The 18,238-nt window shown below is 69.9% G+C and carries 16 protein-coding genes and 1 tRNA gene; 11 read left to right on the top strand and 6 right to left on the bottom strand.

Annotation, left to right across the window (positions count from 1 at the left end; translation table 11 throughout):
- Positions 1 to 32: 32 nt before the first annotated feature.
- The gene (aceE, locus tag ACGFNN_RS03250) at positions 33 to 2,765 is read right to left on the bottom strand and encodes a pyruvate dehydrogenase (acetyl-transferring), homodimeric type (protein WP_365094991.1); all 2,733 of its coding nucleotides are present in this window, start codon (positions 2,763 to 2,765) and stop codon (positions 33 to 35) included.
- A 480-nt stretch (positions 2,766 to 3,245) separates the two neighbouring features.
- On the opposite strand from aceE, the gene ACGFNN_RS03255 reads away from it, so the two are divergent.
- The 6 genes from ACGFNN_RS03255 to ACGFNN_RS03280 all read left to right on the top strand — a co-directional run bounded on the left by ACGFNN_RS03255 (position 3,246) and on the right by ACGFNN_RS03280 (position 7,891).
- A complete protein-coding gene (locus ACGFNN_RS03255; protein ID WP_362544157.1) occupies positions 3,246 to 3,683 on the top strand; it encodes a DUF3052 domain-containing protein in 438 nt (145 codons plus the stop codon).
- Between the two features lie 167 nt (positions 3,684 to 3,850).
- The gene (locus tag ACGFNN_RS03260; protein ID WP_362664941.1) at positions 3,851 to 4,309 is read left to right on the top strand and encodes a peroxiredoxin; all 459 of its coding nucleotides are present in this window, start codon (positions 3,851 to 3,853) and stop codon (positions 4,307 to 4,309) included.
- A gap of 163 nt (positions 4,310 to 4,472) precedes the next feature.
- Complete coding sequence (locus tag ACGFNN_RS03265; RefSeq protein WP_362544151.1) at positions 4,473 to 5,048, top strand: TerD family protein; 576 nt, start codon at positions 4,473 to 4,475, stop codon at positions 5,046 to 5,048.
- Between the two features lie 147 nt (positions 5,049 to 5,195).
- Positions 5,196 to 5,771, top strand: a complete 576-nt coding sequence (locus tag ACGFNN_RS03270; protein WP_362544148.1) for a TerD family protein — start codon at positions 5,196 to 5,198, stop codon at positions 5,769 to 5,771.
- A 69-nt stretch (positions 5,772 to 5,840) separates the two neighbouring features.
- A complete protein-coding gene (locus tag ACGFNN_RS03275; RefSeq protein ID WP_393552345.1) occupies positions 5,841 to 6,989 on the top strand; it encodes a DUF475 domain-containing protein in 1,149 nt (382 codons plus the stop codon).
- 167 nt (positions 6,990 to 7,156) lie between these two features.
- On the top strand, positions 7,157 to 7,891 hold the full coding sequence (locus tag ACGFNN_RS03280; RefSeq protein WP_362664935.1) for a Tellurium resistance: 735 nt from the start codon (positions 7,157 to 7,159) through the stop codon (positions 7,889 to 7,891).
- 33 nt (positions 7,892 to 7,924) lie between these two features.
- Here ACGFNN_RS03280 and ACGFNN_RS03285 read toward each other — a convergent pair whose 3' ends face one another.
- Positions 7,925 to 8,839 carry a TerD family protein gene (locus ACGFNN_RS03285; protein WP_393552348.1) on the bottom strand — a complete coding sequence of 305 codons (915 nt, stop codon included), beginning with the start codon at positions 8,837 to 8,839 and terminating at the stop codon, positions 7,925 to 7,927.
- 212 nt (positions 8,840 to 9,051) lie between these two features.
- Between ACGFNN_RS03285 and ACGFNN_RS03290 the strand changes: the two genes are divergently transcribed.
- The 4 genes from ACGFNN_RS03290 to ACGFNN_RS03305 all read left to right on the top strand — a co-directional run bounded on the left by ACGFNN_RS03290 (position 9,052) and on the right by ACGFNN_RS03305 (position 14,492).
- Entirely contained in the window at positions 9,052 to 10,212 is a 1,161-nt protein-coding gene (locus ACGFNN_RS03290; RefSeq protein ID WP_393552351.1) for an HpcH/HpaI aldolase/citrate lyase family protein, read from the top strand.
- Positions 10,213 to 10,376: 164 nt separating this feature from the next.
- The gene (locus ACGFNN_RS03295; RefSeq protein ID WP_393552354.1) at positions 10,377 to 12,908 is read left to right on the top strand and encodes a phosphoribosyltransferase; all 2,532 of its coding nucleotides are present in this window, start codon (positions 10,377 to 10,379) and stop codon (positions 12,906 to 12,908) included.
- A gap of 8 nt (positions 12,909 to 12,916) precedes the next feature.
- Complete coding sequence (locus tag ACGFNN_RS03300) at positions 12,917 to 13,771, top strand: HAD family hydrolase (RefSeq protein WP_365095133.1); 855 nt, start codon at positions 12,917 to 12,919, stop codon at positions 13,769 to 13,771.
- Positions 13,772 to 13,829: 58 nt separating this feature from the next.
- Positions 13,830 to 14,492, top strand: coding sequence for an O-methyltransferase (locus ACGFNN_RS03305; RefSeq protein WP_393552357.1), 663 nt, complete (start codon positions 13,830 to 13,832; stop codon positions 14,490 to 14,492).
- A 34-nt stretch (positions 14,493 to 14,526) separates the two neighbouring features.
- On the opposite strand, the gene ACGFNN_RS03310 is transcribed toward ACGFNN_RS03305, so the two are convergent.
- From ACGFNN_RS03310 to ACGFNN_RS03325, 4 genes are all read right to left on the bottom strand, one after another.
- A complete protein-coding gene (locus ACGFNN_RS03310) occupies positions 14,527 to 14,739 on the bottom strand; it encodes a zinc ribbon domain-containing protein (protein WP_393552359.1) in 213 nt (70 codons plus the stop codon).
- A 9-nt stretch (positions 14,740 to 14,748) separates the two neighbouring features.
- Entirely contained in the window at positions 14,749 to 15,375 is a 627-nt protein-coding gene (locus tag ACGFNN_RS03315; RefSeq protein WP_393552362.1) for a DUF4383 domain-containing protein, read from the bottom strand.
- A gap of 287 nt (positions 15,376 to 15,662) precedes the next feature.
- Positions 15,663 to 17,030, bottom strand: coding sequence for a hypothetical protein (locus tag ACGFNN_RS03320; RefSeq protein WP_393552365.1), 1,368 nt, complete (start codon positions 17,028 to 17,030; stop codon positions 15,663 to 15,665).
- A gap of 69 nt (positions 17,031 to 17,099) precedes the next feature.
- Positions 17,100 to 17,879, bottom strand: coding sequence for a DUF4097 family beta strand repeat-containing protein (locus ACGFNN_RS03325; RefSeq protein WP_393552368.1), 780 nt, complete (start codon positions 17,877 to 17,879; stop codon positions 17,100 to 17,102).
- A gap of 230 nt (positions 17,880 to 18,109) precedes the next feature.
- Here ACGFNN_RS03325 and ACGFNN_RS03330 point away from each other — a divergent pair.
- Positions 18,110 to 18,184: transfer RNA gene (locus tag ACGFNN_RS03330), tRNA-Val, on the top strand.
- The last annotated feature ends 54 nt before the right edge of the window (positions 18,185 to 18,238 follow it).

Here is an 18,238-nt window from a genome sequence, read left to right on the forward strand (position 1 = left end):
CCGCCGCCCCTCCCGCCCTCGAGCAGGTGTCCCTACGCGTCACCGCCGGCCGGGCCGGGGCCCGCCGCGGCCACGTCGAGCAGCTCGTACCGGTCCAGCGCCGTCTTCAGCGCCGAACGGTCGATCCTGCCCTCCTTCGCCAGCTCCGTCAGCACCGCGAGCACGATGGACTGCGCGTCGATGTGGAAGTAACGGCGAGCGGCGCCGCGGGTGTCGGCGAACCCGAAGCCGTCCGCACCCAGCGACTGGTACGCTCCGGGCACCCAGCGGGCGATCTGGTCGGGCACCGACCGCATCCAGTCCGAGACAGCCACGAACGGGCCCTCGGAGCCGGAGAGCTTCCGCGTCACGTACGGGACGCGCTGCTCCTCCTCCGGGTGGAGCAGGTTGTGGCGCTCCACCTCGACGGCCTCACGGCGCAGCTCGTTCCAGGAAGTCGCCGACCAGACGTCCGCCTTGACGTTCCACTCGTCGGCGAGGATCCGCTGCGCCTCGACCGCCCACGGGACCGCCACACCGGAGGCCAGGATCTGGGCCGGGATCTGGCCCTTCTCGCCGGCACGGTAGCGGTGCACGCCCTTGAGGATGCCCTCGACATCGACGTCGGCGGGCTCGGCCGGGTGCTGGATCGGCTCGTTGTAGACGGTGAGGTAGTAGAAGACGTCCTCGCTCTCCTCTCCGTACATACGCCGCAGACCGTCCTGGACGATGTGCGCGATCTCGTACCCGAACGCCGGGTCGTAGGAGACGCAGGCGGGGTTCGTCGACGCGAGCAGCTGCGAGTGGCCGTCCGCGTGCTGCAGACCCTCACCGGTCAGGGTCGTACGACCGGCCGTGGCACCCAGTACGAAGCCGCGGGACAGCTGGTCGGCCATCTGCCAGAACTGGTCGCCGGTGCGCTGGAACCCGAACATCGAGTAGAAGACGTACACCGGGATCAGCGGCTCGCCGTGCGTGGCGTACGCGGAACCCGCGGCGATCAGCGACGCGGTGCAGCCCGCCTCGGAGATGCCGTCGTGCAGCATCTGCCCCGTCGGCGACTCCTTGTACGCGAGGAGCAGCTCACGGTCGACGGATTCGTACTGCTGACCGAGCGGGTTGTAGATCTTCGCACTCGGGAAGAAGGCGTCCATGCCGAAGGTGCGGTACTCGTCGGGTGCGATCAGCACGAAACGCTTGCCGATCTCCTTGTCCCGCATGAGGTCCTTGAGGACACGCACGAACGCCATGGTCGTGGCGATCGACTGCTGGCCCGAGCCCTTCTTCGCGGTCGCGTACGCCTTCTCGTCGGGAAGGGGCAGCGGCTTCGCGCGCACCACACGGGTCGGGACGTAACCGCCCAGGCCCTTGCGGCGGTCGTGCATGTACTGGATCTCTTCCGAGTCGCGGCCCGGGTGGTAGTACGGCGGGTTGCCGTCCTCCAGCTGCTTGTCCGCGATCGGGATGTGCAGGCGGTCGCGGAAGCGCTTGAGGTCGTCGGCCGTGAGCTTCTTCATCTGGTGGGTCGCGTTGCGGCCCTCGAAGTTCGGGCCGAGCGTCCACCCCTTGACCGTCTGCGCCAGGATCACCGTCGGCTGGCCCTTGTGCGCCTTGGCCGCCGCGTAGGCCGCGTACACCTTGCGGTGGTCGTGGCCGCCGCGGCCCAGGTGCAGGATCTGGTCGTCGGACATGTCCTTGACCATCTCGCGCAGCCGCGGGTCGTCACCGAAGAAGTGGTCGCGGATGTACGCCCCGGTCTCGGTCGCGTACGTCTGGAACTGGCCGTCCGGCGTGGTGTTCAGCTTGTTGACCAGGATGCCGGTGCGGTCCTGGGCGAGCAGCGGGTCCCAGGTGCGGTCCCAGACGAGTTTGATGACGTTCCAGCCGGCTCCCCGGAACTGGGACTCCAGCTCCTGGATGATCTTCCCGTTGCCGCGGACCGGGCCGTCGAGGCGCTGCAGGTTGCAGTTCACCACGAAGGTGAGGTTGTCCAGGCCCTCGCGCGCGGCGATGGACAGCTGGCCGAGGGACTCCGGCTCGTCCATCTCGCCGTCGCCGAGGTAGGCCCACACGTGCGAGTCGGAGGTGTCGGCGATGCCGCGCGCCTCCATGTAGCGGTTCATCCGGGCCTGGTAGATCGCCCCGAGCGGGCCGAGGCCCATCGAGACGGTCGGGAACTCCCAGAAGTCCGGCATCGACCGCGGGTGAGGGTAGCTGGACAGCGCGTGCCCGGCCTTCGACTGCTCCTGGCGGAAGCCGTCGAGCTGCGCCTCGCTCAGCCGGTCGAGCAGGAAGGCGCGGGCGTAGATGCCCGGCGACGCGTGTCCCTGGAAGAAGATCTGGTCGCCGCCCCGGCCGTCGTCCTTGCCGCGGAAGAAGTGGTTGAAGCCCACGTCGTACAGCGACGCCGAGGAGGCGAACGTGGCGATGTGCCCGCCGACGCCGATCCCGGGACGCTGTGCACGGGAGACCATCACCGCGGCGTTCCACCGGGTCGCGTTGAGGACCTTGCGCTCGATCTCCTCGTCGCCGGGGAAGAACGGCTCGTCCTTCGTGGCGATCGTGTTGATGTAGTCGGTGCTGCGCATCTCGGGCACGGCCACGCGCTTCTCGCGCGCGCGCTCGATCAGCCGCAGCATCAGGTAGCGGGCCCGCTCACGGCCTCGCTCGTCGACGGCGGCGTCGAGGGAGTCGAGCCATTCCTGGGTCTCTTCAGGATCGAAGTCCGGGACCTGGCTCGGAAGGCCGCCAATGATGATCGGGTTGCGATCGGATCCGGAAGCCACACTGTTCCTTCGCTGTTCGGTGGTGCTCTTCGGGGCCTGGCTGCGGGGAACCTACCCCCGGGGTGGCTGCTCCACGCCGCCTCCATCGTGTACCTCGGGGACCTAAACGTCACCTCTACTGTGGGGTAACACAAGGTTCCCGGACGCCGTGTCCGGGCACCAGTACCACCGGTGCGAGGCCGGTTCCGCTGAAATCGCAACCCTGTGCTCAACTCGGTCAAACGTTCCCAAAGCCCGTTCGAATCCGAATGGCGGAGGGAAACGGCATAAGCTGAGGAAGGACGTAAAGGGCCAGGACACCGTTCCGGGCCCCGCAGGAGACTGCCGGAAGTTGCGGCGACGTGGCAGGGAACGTCACCGTTTAGGCGGTCTCGGACGCCGGGTACTTGCGCGATTCGCCGAGCCCGTGTGGACTACGGCCAACGCCCCGCGCACGCGCGTGGCTGCAGCATTTTCCGAAACATGATCAGGAGGCAACCCGTGAGCGCGACCGCGGACCACGCGGAGGAACGGACCAACACGGCCGCGAGGCTTGGGTTCGAACCCGGACAGGTGGTCCAGGAGATCGGCTACGACGACGACGTCGAGCAGGAGCTCCGTGAGGGCATTGAGGCCACAATCGGCCAGGATCTCGTCGACGAGGACTACGACGACGTCGCTGACGTCGTCCTGCTCTGGTTCCGCGACGAGGACGGCGACCTTACGGACGCGCTGGTGGATGCCATTGGTCTGATCGAGGACGGCGGGGCGGTCTGGCTGATGACGCCCAAGACCGGCCGCGACGGCTACGTCGAGCCGAGCGACATCAACGAGGCTGCCCAGACAGCTGGTCTTGCCCAGACCAAGAGCATCAACGCGGGCAAGGACTGGACGGGCAGCCGTCTGGTCACCCCCAAGGGTGCCAAGACCAAGCGCTGAGCTCTTCCGGACACGATCGAGGGCCCCTGACGGCGACCACGCCGTCAGGGGCCCTCGTACGCGCCGGGCGGGCCTCCCCCTCCGGACGCACCGCCGCTGCGTAGGGTGGGAGTCACCCGGACGGCCCAGCCCGGGGAAGTACGACGTTCGCGAAGGGATGCGTTTACATGGCGATCGAGGCTGGCACGAAGGCTCCGGATTTCGAGCTGAAGGACAACCACGGGCGGACCGTGAAGCTCTCCGACTTCCGCGGCGAGAAGAACGTGGTCCTGCTCTTCTACCCCTTCGCCTTCACCGGTGTCTGCACGGGAGAGCTCTGCGCGCTCCGTGACGAGCTGCCGAAGTTCGAGAACGACGAGACGCAGCTGCTCGCCGTCTCCAACGACTCCATCCACACCCTGCGCGTCTTCGCCGAGCAGGAGGGCCTCGAGTACCCGCTGCTCTCGGACTTCTGGCCGCACGGCGAGACCTCGCGGGCTTACGGCGTCTTCGACGAGGACAAGGGCTGCGCGGTGCGCGGCACCTTCATCATCGACAAGGAGGGCGTGGTCCGCTGGACCGTCGTCAACGGTCTGCCGGACGCGCGTGACCTGAACGACTACGTCAAGGCGCTCGACTCGCTCTGATCCGCGCGGTCCCCGCCGCCCCGCGGACGGGGATCTGTCGCGGTTCCCGGCCGAAAGCCTGTTTCGGGCGGGAACCGGTCACTAGGATCCACTCGTTGATCCGATGCCACGCACGACGGGGGCGCTGGTGTCTGCCGGCCCTCTCAAGACTTTTGGAGGACTCGTGGGAGTCAGCCTCAGCAAGGGCGGCAACGTCTCGCTGACCAAGGCCGCGCCGAACCTGACCGCGGTCATCGTCGGTCTGGGCTGGGATGCCCGGACGACCACCGGCGGTGACTTCGACCTCGACGCCAGCGCGCTGCTGACCAACGCCGGGGGCAAGGTCGGGAGCGACGGAAATTTCGTCTTCTTCAACAACCTCAAGAGCCCCGACGGCTCGGTCGAGCACACCGGTGACAACCTCACTGGTGAGGGCGAGGGCGACGACGAGGTCATCAAGGTCAACCTGGCCGCCGTACCGGCCGACGTGGACAAGATCGTCTTCCCGGTCTCGATCTACGAGGCGGAGACCCGCCAGCAGAGCTTCGGCCAGGTGCGCAACGCGTACATCCGTGTGGTGAACCAGGCGGACAACAGCGAGCTCGCGCGCTACGACCTGAGCGAGGACGCCTCGACGGAGACCGCCATGGTCTTCGGCGAGCTGTACCGCAACGGCGCGGAGTGGAAGTTCCGTGCCATCGGCCAGGGGTACGCCTCGGGTCTGCGCGGCATCGCGCAGGACTTCGGCGTCAACGTCTGAGCCCGTCCGGAGGGGGCTCCGGACACCTTCAAGCACCACCACGTCCGGCGTCGCACCCTGTGCGGCGCCGGACGCGTCGGCCGGGCGCCCGGTGTCCCCCGGGGCCCGTGCCGGCGGGACCGTCCATCGACTCGGGGAGGACACACCATGGGCGTCACGCTCGCCAAGGGAGGCAATGTCTCCCTCTCCAAGGCCGCACCCAATCTGACGCAGGTGCTGGTCGGGCTCGGCTGGGACGCACGATCCACGACGGGGGCCGACTTCGACCTCGACGCCAGCGCGCTGCTGTGCCAGTCGGGCCGGGTTCTCGGAGACGAGTGGTTCGTGTTCTACAACAACCTCACCAGCCCCGACGGCTCCGTGGAGCACACCGGGGACAACCTCACGGGTGAGGGTGACGGCGACGACGAGTCCGTCATCGTGAACCTCACGCAGGTGCCCGCGCACTGCGACAAGATCATCTTCCCGGTCTCGATCCATGAGGCCGACAACCGTGGACAGACTTTCGGACAGGTCAGCAATGCCTTCATCCGTGTGGTGAACCAGGCGGACGGGCAGGAACTCGCTCGGTACGACCTCAGCGAGGACGCGTCCACGGAGACGGCGATGATCTTCGGTGAGCTCTACCGGTACGGCGGCGAGTGGAAATTCCGTGCAGTGGGACAGGGGTACGCGTCAGGGCTCCGGGGCATCGCTCTAGACTTCGGGGTCAACGTTTCGTAAAGCCGCGCACGGCGCGGGGGAGCCCCGACACCACGGGGGAGACCCGTTACTTACACGATGGGGTAGCCAGTGCTTCTGAAAACCTTCGGCTGGTCGTTCGCGGTAACCGCGCTCGGCCTGGTCGCAGCGGTGTTCTACGGGGGGTGGCAGGCATTCGGCATCGTCGCGATCCTGTCGGTCCTGGAGATCTCGCTGTCCTTCGACAATGCGGTGATCAACGCCGGGATCCTGAAGAAGATGAATGCCTTCTGGCAGAAGATCTTCCTCACCATCGGCGTGATCATCGCGGTCTTCGGTATGCGGCTGGTGTTCCCCGTCGTGATCGTGGCCATCAGCGCTCAACTGGGGCCGATCGAGGCGATCGACCTCTCGTTCAACGACCCGGACCGCTACAAGGAACTCGTGACGGACGCCCATCCGTCGATCGCCGCCTTCGGTGGCATGTTCCTTCTCATGATCTTCCTCGACTTCATCTTCGAGGACCGTGACATCCAGTGGCTGCGCTGGATCGAGCGCCCGCTCGCCAAGCTCGGCAAGGTCGACATGCTGTCGGTCTGCGTCGCGCTCATCGTCCTGATGATCGCGGCCATGACCGTCGCCACCCACGCCCATCAGCACGGGGGCGGGCACGCCGACAAGGCGTCGACCGTCATGCTCTCCGGCATCGCCGGTCTGATCACCTACCTCGTCGTCGGTGGTCTCTCCGGATTCTTCGAGAACAAGCTCGAAGAGGAGGAGGAGCGCGAGCAGGAGGCCGAGGAAGAGGCCAGGAAGGCCGGCAAGCCGGTCTCGGGTGTCCTCCTCGCGGGCAAGGCCGCGTTCTTCATGTTCCTCTACCTCGAGGTCCTCGACGCGTCCTTCTCGTTCGACGGTGTCATCGGCGCCTTCGCCATCACCAACGAGATCGTGCTGATGGCGCTCGGCCTCGGCATCGGCGCGATGTACGTACGTTCGCTCACGGTCTACCTGGTCCGTCAGGGCACGCTCGACGACTACGTCTACCTCGAGCACGGCGCCCACTACGCGATCGGCGCCCTGGCCGTCATCCTGATCGTCACCATCCAGTACGAGATCAACGAGATCATCACCGGTCTGGTCGGGGTCGTGCTGATCGGCTGGTCCTTCTGGTCCTCGGTCCGGCGCAACAAGCGGATCGAGGCGGCCGGCGGCGACGGCGGCGGCCCGGATTCCAAGGCGGAAGTCACCTCCGGGGTGTGACCCGGTAGGGATTGAGGAACGCTCTCTCTGCGGGGCGGCCCACGGCGGCGGTTCTCCGGGAAGACCCGGACCCGGCCCGGAGGCCGCCCCGCAGTGACGTACGGGGAGTGGAGGGGCCGTCGCGTGCCGAGGGCCGGACGGACACCGATGATGTGTGGGGGGTTGGGATGGCGTTCTGGGACGGGCTCTTTCCGCGGCGGGCGTCGCAGTTCGAGTCGGGCAACTCCGCCACGAACTCGATCGTGCTCTCCAGGCGCAACGCCACGGTCTCGCTGAACAAGCAGGGCGCCCTGTCCGGCAACCTGCGCGTCAACCTGTCGTGGCGGATGCGTACGTCGGACATCGGGGGCAGGTCACGGCAGAGCGGGCGGCTGCGGCGTCCGATGAAGCTCTTCCAGCCCGACGTGGTCCAGGCCCACACCCAGGGCATGGTCAACGTCGACCTGGACCTGGGCTGCATGTACGAGCTGCAGGACGGGACCAAGGGCGTGGTCCAGCCCCTGGGCAACCTCATCGGCGACCTGAACGCACCGCCCTACATCAGGCTCAGTGGGGACGACCGCTTCGGAGCCCCGTCGGGCGAGACCGTCTACGTGAACCTGGACAAGCGCGACGAGCTCAAGCGACTGCTGTTCTTCGTCTACATCTACGACCAGACCCCGGCCTTCGACCGCACGCACGCCATGGTCACGCTCTACCCGGGGAACGGCCCGCGCATCGAGATCGAGCTGGACGAACGCGCGCCGCAGGCCCGCTCCTGCGCCGTGTTCACGGTGGAGAACGTCAAGGGCGAGCTGATCGTGCGGCGCGAGGTGAAATTCGTCTACGGCTTCCAGTCGGAACTGGACCGGATGTACGGCTTCGGTATGCAGTGGGGACGCGGCTACAAGACGCGGGCCTGAGTGCGCACCGCGACGGGCTGCCGCGCCACCGGTTCACGACCGGATGAACTGCGGGCCCTGAGGGGGAAGCACGAAGTTCGGGTCCGCCGCGTGCGCGGCCGCCGGCGCCGGCTGCGGGTAGCCGTAGGAGGGCTGGGCGGCCGGCTGCGGGTAGCCGTACGCGGGCTGCGGCGCCGAGGAGGGCTGCGGGTAGCCGTACGCCGGCTGGGGCGCCGAGGAGGGCTGCGGATACCCGTACCCCGGCTGGGGCGCCACGGAAGGCTGCGGGTAGCCGTAGGAGGGCTGCTGGTGCTGGACCGTGGCCTGGGAGTCGGGGGCCGGCGCCTCCGGGGCAGGCGGAACGGACGCGGCGGCGGTGCCGGTCTCGGCCGGGGGCCCCGGCTCCGAGGCCGCCTCGGCCTCGTCCACGGAGATCCCGAAAGCGGTGGCCAGCCCCACGAGCCCCGTCGGGTAGCCCTGGGCCACGGCCCGGAACTTCCACCCGTCGCCGCGCCGGTAGAGCTCACCGCAGATGATGGCGGTCTCCTCGCCGGTCTCCGCCCGGACGTCGAACACGGCGATCGGCTCGCCGTCGGCGGCTGCCGCGTCGTACAGCGATATCCGCAGGTCCGTCACCCGCTCGAACGGCGCCTCGTCGCAGGACGCGGCGATGACGACCTGGTCCACGGAGGGGTCGAGCGCGGAGAGGTCCGCCTCGATGGTGTCCGTGAGCCCCTCGGGCGCGCTCCGCTTGGGCAGGCGCCGCACGAGACCGGAGGGGTGCCGGGGCTGGTTGTAGAAGACGAAGTCCTCGTCGTCACGCACCCGTCCGTCGGGCCCGACCAGCAGGGCGGAGGCGTCCACGTCAGGGACACCGGCGCCCGGGGTCCAGCGCAGCACGGCTCGTACCGCCGTGGCGTCCAGCGGGACGTTCGAGCCCTTCAGCATCGCGTGCGTCATGGCGGTCATCCTGCCTGTTGGAGGGGTGTCCGGACAACGCGGGGGTGCGGACCAGTAGGCCAGTCGTCACGAGCGCGGGGCACGCAGGCGCGCCGCGCGAGGTGGCGGATACACCGGGGACACCCGAAGTTCATATGGCAAGGGAACCGGCGACACCCGTCCGAACGTACTATTACCGGCCATACGTTTGTCCGGTCTCTATGGCAGTACGGGGGAATCACATGCGTCATTTCGGGCACATCCCGCCCGCTGTCCGGGAGAACCTCTTCTTCAGGGAGCCCTGCGAATTCGACGCAGGCTCCTCCGCCCAGGTGCTGTCCGCGGCCCTGGGAGCGACGCTCTACAGCCCCGCGACGAGGCCGAGGCTCGCGGACGACGTGATCAAACAGGCCCGGCTCGGAGTCGTCTCCATGGTGCTCTGCCTGGAGGATTCCATCGACGACGCCGAAGTCGTCGGCGCCGAGGCCAACCTGGTGAGGCAGTTCGCCGACCTCGACGAGCGCGCCGCCGACGTGCCGCTGCTCTTCATCAGGGTCCGCGAACCGGAGCAGATCTCCGATCTCACCCGGCGGCTCGGAACCTCCGTCCGATTGTTGTCCGGTTTCGTACTTCCGAAATTCACGGAAGAGCGCGGCGAGCTCTTCCTGGAGGCCCTCACCGCCGCCGAGGCGGTCAGCGGCCACCGCCTCTTCGCCATGCCCGTCCTGGAATCCCCCGAGCTGCTGCACCTGGAGACCAGGGGCGACACCCTCCGCGGGATCGCCCGCACCGTCGACAAGTACCGCGACCGGATCCTCGCGCTGCGGCTCGGGGTCACCGACTTCTGCTCGGCATACGGTCTGCGCCGGGCGCCGGACATGACCGCCTACGACGTCCAGATCGTCGGCGCGGTCATCGGCGACGTCGTGAACATGCTGGGACGGGCCGACGGCACCGGCTTCACCATCACCGGGCCGGTATGGGAGTACTTCCGTCTCCAGGAGCGGATGTTCAAGCCCCAGCTGCGCCGCAGCCCCTTCGCGGGGCAGGCGGAGGAACTGCGCACCACGCTCATCGAACACGACCTCGACGGGCTGCTGCGCGAGATCGAGCTCGACCGCGCGAACGGGCTGCTCGGCAAGACCTGCATCCACCCCTCCCACGTGCTGCCCGTGCACGCCCTTTCGGTCGTCAGCCACGAGGAGTACAGCGACGCCCAGGACATCCTGAGGCCGGAGCGGGGCGGTGGCGGAGTGCTGCGCTCCGCCTACACGAACAAGATGAACGAGGTGAAGCCGCACCGGGCCTGGGCCGAACGGACCCTCCAACGGGCCGAGGTCTTCGGGGTCGCCCGTGAGGACGTCGGCTTCGTGGAGCTCCTCGCCGCCGGTGTGACGGACTGAGCGGGCGCATGGGCGAGCACGGGCGGGAACACGGTCACCGGCGCACGGACGAGCACGGACGAGAACACGGCCACGAGCGCATACGGGCGCACGGTCACCAGCGCACAGCCGCTCACGAGCGCATACGGGCTCACGAGCGCATACGGGAAGAAGAGGCAGAGGACGTGGAGTGGTCGGGTGACTGGGTCGCCGCGCGGCTCGGGGTCGAGCTCGTCGGTGACGGTGAACTCCGGGAACTGCTGGGCCTGGCCCTGCGCCGGAACCCCAAGCGGGCTCACCTGCTCGTGTCGAACGTCCTGGGCAAGCACGTGCCCCAGCGGCCTTCGGTCGTCCACGGTGTGGGCTTCGAGCTGGGCGAGCGGGTAAGGAACCTGCTGGGCGAGGCGGACGCCCGCCGCGCGGTCGTCCTCGGCTACGCGGAGACGGCGACGGGCCTCGGTCACGCGGTCGCCGACGGGCTGGGGGTGGCCCCGTACCTCCACTCCACCCGGCGCCCGGTGGCCGGTGTCGCCCAGGCGGGCGGGTTCGAGGAGGCGCACTCGCACGCCACCTCCCATCTGCTGCTGCCCGAGGACCCCGGTCTGCTCGACGCGGGTCAGGGCGACGCGCCGCTGGTCCTGGTCGACGACGAGTTCTCCACCGGCAACACGGTCCTTAACACCATCCGGGCGCTCCACGCGCGCTACCCCCGCGGCCGGTACGTCATCGTCGCCCTGGTCGACATGCGGTCCGAGGCCGACCAGGGGCGTCTCGCCGACTTCGCGCGGGAGATCGGCGCCCGCGTCGACCTGGTGGCGAGGGCCCGCGGCACCGTGCGCCTGCCGGACGGCGTACTGGACAAGGGCCTGGAACTGGTCGCCGAGCACGACGCGGACACGGCGCCCGGCGTGGACCACCCGCGCGGCGGAACCGGCGCGCCCGCCGCCCCCCTCCGCGTCCCGCTCGACTGGCCGGCCGGCGTGCCCGACGGAGGGCGCCACGGCTTCACCCCCACCCACCGCGCGGCTCTGGAAGCGGCCCTCCCGGCCATGGCGGCCCGCGTCGCCGGCGTGCTGGACGACGACGCCCGCAAGGTGCTCGTACTCGGCTTCGAGGAGCTGATGTACGCGCCGCTGAGGCTGGCCACCGCACTGGAGGACGCCACCACCGCCGAGGTCCGCTACTCGACGACCACCCGCTCACCCGTGCTCGCCGTCGACGACCCCGGCTACGCGATACGGAGCCGTCTGGTCTTCCCCGCGCACGACACACCCGCGGACGGGCCGGGCGACCGCTTCGCCTACAACGTCGCCGGTGCGGGCTTCGACGCCGTCGTCGCCGTCGTCGACTCCACCGCCGACACCCCCGCACTGCACGCCCCCGACGGGCTGCTGGCACAACTCGCCCGGCACACCGGCCAGGTCCTGCTCGCGGTCGTCCCGTCGTACGTCCCGTCACCGGCCGCCCGCGGAACCGCCCCGGCCCCGGCCAAGGTCCCCGAGCCGGCCGCCACCGCGGCACCGTCCTTCGACAGGCAGGAAGAAGCCATGCTGCCCGAACCCCTCCGCGGCCCCGCCTTCTCCTCCTACGCGGCGGACGACGTCGGCTGGCTGCTCCAGGACCTCTCGGACACACCTCTGGAGGCGCCCACCGAGGAGCGCGAGGAGGCCATCCAGAGCGGCGGCGCGCACTACGCCGAGTCGCTGCCCGTCGAGTACCAGCCCAGCCCGCAGTACCAGGAGCTGTTCAAGGCGGCCCTGGAGGCCTCGGCGGCCCGCATCGCCCGCGCCGTCGGGACCGTCACCGAGACCGTCCTCGCCGAGCGGTCCCGGCCAGCCGGGGACGGGGGGAGCGTCCACCGCCCCGTCCTGGTCTCCCTCGCCAGGGCCGGCACCCCCGTCGGAGTCCTCATGCGCCGCTGGGCGCAGCACCGGCACGGCATCGACCTGCCCCACTACGCGGTCTCCATCGTCCGGGGCCGCGGTATCGACGCCAACGCCCTGCGCTGGCTCGCCGCGCACCACGACCCGGCGGACGTCGTCTTCGTCGACGGCTGGACCGGAAAGGGCGCCATCACCCGCGAACTCGCCGCCGCACTGGCGGAGTTCGACGGATTCGACCCGGAGATCGCCGTACTGGCCGACCCCGGAGGCTGCGTACGGACCTACGGCACCCGCGAGGACTTCCTCATCCCGTCCGCCTGCCTCAACTCCACGGTGTCCGGCCTGATCTCCCGTACCGTGTTGCGGGCGGACCTGGTCGGCCCGACCGACTTCCACGGCGCGAAGTTCTACCGTGAACTCGCCGGCACCGATGTCTCGGAGCTCTTTCTCGACACCGTCGCCGCCCGGTTCGACGAGGTCGCGGGCGCCGTGGACGCCGAGGTGAAGGAACTGCTCGCCGCGGACCGCGCCCCCACCTGGGAAGGCTGGGCCGCCGTCGAGCGCATCAGCGAGGAGTACGGCATCCACGACGTGAACCTGGTCAAGCCCGGAGTGGGCGAGACGACCAGGGTGCTGCTGCGCCGCGTCCCCTGGAAGATCCTCGCCAAGCGTGGCGCCGGGGCCGACCTCGACCACGTACGGCTGCTCGCCGAGCAGCGCGGCGTACCGGTCGAGGAGGTCGACGAACTCCCCTACACCTGCGTCGGGTTGATCCACCCGAAGTACACGCGCGGCGCCACCGGCGCCGACGGTACGGCGGTGACGGCGAAGTGAGCGACACCCTGAACACGCACACCGGCCCCGCAGCGGACGGCCCGGTGACGCTGGTGGCCAGCGACCTGGACCGCACGCTCATCTACTCGGCCGCGTCCCTCCAGCTGACGATGCCGGACGAACAGGCCCCGCGCCTGCTCTGCGTCGAGGTGTACGGCCGGGCACCCCTCAGCTACATGACCGAGACCGCCGCCTCGCTCCTCGACGAACTGGCCCGCACCACCGTCTTCGTCCCGACCACCACGCGGACCCGGGAGCAGTACGGCCGTATCCACCTGCCCGGCCCGGCGCCCAGGTACGCCATCTGCGCCAACGGCGGACACCTCCTCGTCGACGGAGTCTCCGACCCGGATTGGCACGCGCGGGTCACCGGCCGGATCGCCGACCAGTGCGCCTCGCTCGCCGAGGTGCGCGCACACCTCATGGCCGCGAGCCACCCCTCCTGGCTGCTCAAGGAGCGGGTCGCCGAGGACCTCTTCGCCTACCTCGTCGTCGACCGCGGCGCCCTCCCGGAAGGCTGGGTGAAGGAACTGACCGCCTGGGCGGACCCCCGGGGCTGGACCGTCTCACTCCAGGGCCGGAAGATCTACGCCGTGCCCAAGCCGCTCACCAAGAGCGCCGCGATGCGCGAGGTCGCCGACCGCTGCGGTGCCGGCCTGACGCTCGCCGCGGGGGATTCGCTCCTCGACGCCGACCTCCTGCTTGCCGCCGACAAGGCCTGGCGCCCCGGCCACGGCGAACTGGCCGACTGCGGATGGGGCGCGCCCGGCACGGAGCCCCTCAGGGAGAAGGGCGCCGCCGCGGGGGAGGAGATCCTCCGCCGCTTCCTGCGCGCCGCCGGAACCGGGCGGGCGGGTCGCTGAGCGTTCGCGCACGATCTTCGGCAAGCTGGACGCCCCGCCGACTCCCGGGAGGACCCGTATGACCAAGGGCAACACCACCAGGATCACCGACGAGCTGTACGCGTACACCCTGGCGCACAACCCGCCGCTCGACTCCGTGCAACGTGAGCTCGTGGAGACCACGTACGCGGAACTCCCCGGTCACGCGGGCATGCAGTCCGCCGAGGAACAGGGCCCGCTCCTCGCCTTCCTCGTCCGGTTGACCGGGGCGCGCCACATCGTCGAGGTCGGCACGTTCACCGGCTTCTCGGCGCTGTCCATGGCCCAGGCACTCCCCGAGGACGGGGTGCTGATCGCCTGCGACGTCTCCGAGGAGTGGACCGCGTACGGCCGCGCCGCATGGGAGAAGGCGGGCGTCGCCGACCGCATCGACCTGCGGATCGCACCCGCGCTGGACACCCTGCGCGCGATGCCTGCCGAACCGCACATCGACCTCGCCTACCTGGACGCGGACAAGGAGAACTACATCGCGTACTGGGAGCAACTGGTCCCCAGGATGCGCCCGGGCGGGCTCGTCGTCACCGACAACACCCTGTTCCACGGCACGGTCACCGACCCGCTGGGCACCGGGGCTACGGCGGCCATCAGGGGGTTCAACGACCATGTGGCCGCCGACCCCCGGATGGAGAGCGTGCTGCTCACCGTGTCGGACGGGCTGACGCTGTCACGCCGCCGGAGCTGAGGCCCCGGCACACCTGGGGCAGCCGAGCCTTCGGTCAGCCGCAGCAGCCGCCACCGCAGCACCCGCCTCCGGCAGGCGCAGGGGAGCCGCCGCCCGACGCCGAGCCGCCCACCGCCACGGCGGAGAGCAGCTTCACGGTGTCCTCGTGCCCGGCGGGGCAGGAGGCGGGGTCGGACGACTCGGCCATGGGCCGGCTGAGCTCGAACGTCTCGCCACAGGGGCGGCAGCGGTACTCGTAACGGGGCATGGCCCCAGATTAGAGCCTCTGCCCCCGCGTGACCCCGGGCATCGTCGGACGCTCGCCGCGCTCCTCCCGGGCGACCTCCTCGGGGTGGCGGGCACGCCAGTAGGGATTGTCGTGCGGGAGCCCGCCGCTGACCCGCCCGTACATCCCGAACAACATCAGCAGCAGTCCCGCCACGAAGCTGAACAGCACGTTCTGCATGTGGAAGGCGAGGAAGTTCAGGCCGGTGTCCAGCAGGGCCAGATTCACGAAGCCGCTGAGGATGAAGACGATTCCGAGGACCATGTTGAGGGTCGAGGCGAAGTTCCCGCCGATGACCATGCCGACGAAGAGCAGCCCTCCGACACAGATGGACAGGATGCTCAGGGCGCCGTTGGTGTTGAGGCCCGCCACCGTGTCACCGCCGGTGTCGAAGATCCCGATACGGTCGATGAGCCCCAGGATCCCGAAGGCGACGAGCATCAGGCCCATCAGGCCCGCCCCCACCCGGTAGACCTTGCTGAGCCGGTGGTCGACCGGAAGGTGCTCGTCCAGTTTGGTGGTCCCACGGCGTCTGGTGCCCCGCCGCGTGGTCTCGTCCGGAGCGGACTTCCGGTGCTTCTGGTGCCGGCCCGGGGAATGCAGGACATGTGTGGCCATGACGGCCTCCTTCGGCCGCGTACGGCCAGGGACGCCCCGGCGGCATCCGCCGGGGTAGTTCCAGCATCGGTCCGGTCGCGGCCAGGTACAACTCATGGCGGACGGGACCGGGGCGTGCGGGGCCGTGGCGTGCGGGAGGCGTGGCGGGACGGGCCGGACGGCCCCTGCGCGCCACCGGGGCGTGCGGGGCCGTGGCGGCCATGAGGCCCTGGCCGCGACGCCCCGGGCTCTATGCCTGCGCCCCGGGCTTCCATGAGCCGGGCTCCTACGCCCTGGGAGGGTCCGGCTCAGGCGCCGGCTCCCCGCTCCTCGCGGATGTCCGAGACGACCCGCGTCGCCGTCTCCCGGACGGCCGCCGTCTCCGTGAGGAAGTGCCAGTAGTCGGGGTGACGCCCGTCGAGCCCCGCGATCGCGCGGTCCAGCCTCGCCACGGCATCGTCCAGCGGACGGGCGTGGCGGGGATCCGGCGTGTTGCGGCCCGCCATCGCGAGACGCTGCGCGTCACGGATCGCGAAGCGTGTGCGGTCGATCTCCGTCTGCGGAGTCTTCGCCACCGCGTCGAGCTGCCGCAGCCGGTCACCGGCGGCGGACACCGCCTCATCGGTCGCGTTGAGCAGCGCCCGGACCGTACTCAGCCGGGACGTCGCATCGGGCCAGCGCTGCTCGGAGCGTGCCTCGGCGGCCTCGGCGAGCTTCGCCTCCGCCTGCCGGACGTTGACGACCGCCTGCTCGGGAACCGACTGCAGATCCTGCCAGCAGGCGGCCGAGAAACGCCGCCGCAGCTCGCTGAGCACCGGCTCCACCTGCCCGGAGCGTGTCGTCAGCGCCTGCGCCCTGGTACGCAGCGACACCAGCCTGCGGTCGATCTCCGCAGCCCGTTCCGGAAGCCGCTCGGCCTCCGAACGCACCGCCTCTGCCCCGCGAAGCACCTGGTCAGCGCGTTGCAGCGTCTCAGCCACACCGTGCTGACCAGCGCCCTGGTTGAGCTTGGTGAGCTCAGGGGCGAGCGCGGCGAGCCGTGCGGCCAGATCATCCGCCCGCAGCCCGGACGCGCGCACCGAGTCCAGAGCGTTGCTCGCGGCGAGCAAGGCCTGACGGGCCCGCTCCACGGCGGGAGCGAGCCGGGCGAGCTGGGTCTCCGCGCTGCTGAGCAGCGTGCCCAGCCCATGGGCGAACCGGTCGAGCTCACCCTTGACCCGCACCAGGTCGTCCTTGGCCCGGGTCAGCTGGGTCCGGGCCTCGGTCGCGGCCGAGGGCTCCAGATCGTCCCGGTCCAGGTCGTGTGCGTCCACCGCGGTGATGTACAGGTGGCTGACGTCGTCGATCCGCCGCCCGAGAACCTCGAAGTCCTCGGCGGCCTTGCGGGCGCGCGGCGAACTGTCCACGGCGGTGATCGTCTCGATCGAGATCCGCAGATCGCGCTGGGCGGTGTCCAACTCGTAGAACGCGGCGGCCGCGGCGTCCTTGGCCGCCTGGGCGTCGGCCCGATGGTTCTCCCCACGCCCTCCGAACCAGCGGCGCGTACCCCCGCCGGCGAAGGCACCCGGCAAGGCGGAGAGCGCCAGCGGGACAGGCAGCAGCATCAGCGCCAGGACGTCCTTGACAGCCGGACCAACACTCGCTTTCGCCTGCGGCCGCGTGTGTGTCGCCGTCACATCCCTCTCCCGTGCCGATTCGCCCTGCCCGGTCATTCTCCCACCAGTTAGGACGAACACACGGGCCCGTTAGTTCGCTCTTCGGACGGTGACTTCCCCGTTGTCGCTGCGAGCCTTCACCACGTGCCCGCTGCTCTCGCTACGTGGCACATCGACAGAGACGTCACCGTTGTCGGCCTGTGCGGAGACCGCGTACGCGGCGCTCCCCGCCGGCAGGTCCACGCGGACGCTCCCGTTGTCACTGATCGTGTCCACCAGGTCGGGCACCCGGGAGAAGCCGAGCGCGATCGATCCGTTGTCCGCACGGGCGACGACGGACGCCCCCGAGACCCGGTCGGCGTCGATCGTGCCGTTGTCCGCCTGAAGATTCAGAGATCCGGCGACGTCACGTACGTGGACGGCCCCGTTGTCGGCCTCGATCCTCAGCGCCGTGGTGAAGCCCGCCGCCGAGACGTCCCCGTCGCCCCCCTCCACGGTCAGCGAGATCCCGCGGGGGACCTTCACCTCGTGGCGGGCCTCGCAGTTGCTGATCATCGCCCGGCACTTCACCTCGAGCCGCAGCGTGTCCCCGTCCAGCCTCCAGACAGGGTCGGGCCCACTGCCCAGCACCACCCAGCCGTCGACCCGGCGCGTCACCTCGATCCGTTCCACGTCGGCGGGTACGAGATCCAGGGCCGAGTTCCTCGCGTCGATCGTCAGCGCCTTCCCACCGAACGCGAACGACCTGTGCTCGGCGGGGGCCCCCTCCGCGTCCGCGCTCCCGCATCCGCTGAGCGCGCCGGCGAGCAGGACCGTGCCGGCCGTCGCCACGAGAGCGGTGGTGCGTCGTGTGCGGATGGTCGTCGTCATGGTGTCGAGTCCCCCTGAGAGCGCTGCCGATGTGGCACCACCGTATTCACCCGCGTACCCCGGGGGGATCCGGACGGCTACCGTCCCGGGGTGGGGATATCCCCCGCAACCCGGAACCCCTGCCCGCTGTCGCCCGCCCGGTTCGGGCGCCACGCGCACAGGGCGACGCGGGGCCGACAACCGGATTGCGGTCAGGGGCCAGGGGCCATGTAACCTGTTGCCTCATCCACGGGTGCGTAGCTCAGGGGTAGAGCGCTGCTCTTACAAAGCAGATGTCGGCGGTTCGAAACCGTCCGCGCCCACCAGCAGGAAGTACGGCGAAGGCCCAGGCCACCGGTATTGAACCGGGAGCCTGGGCC

The sequence above is a fragment of the Streptomyces sp. NPDC048590 genome (genome assembly GCF_043199535.1).
Classification (GTDB): domain Bacteria; phylum Actinomycetota; class Actinomycetes; order Streptomycetales; family Streptomycetaceae; genus Streptomyces.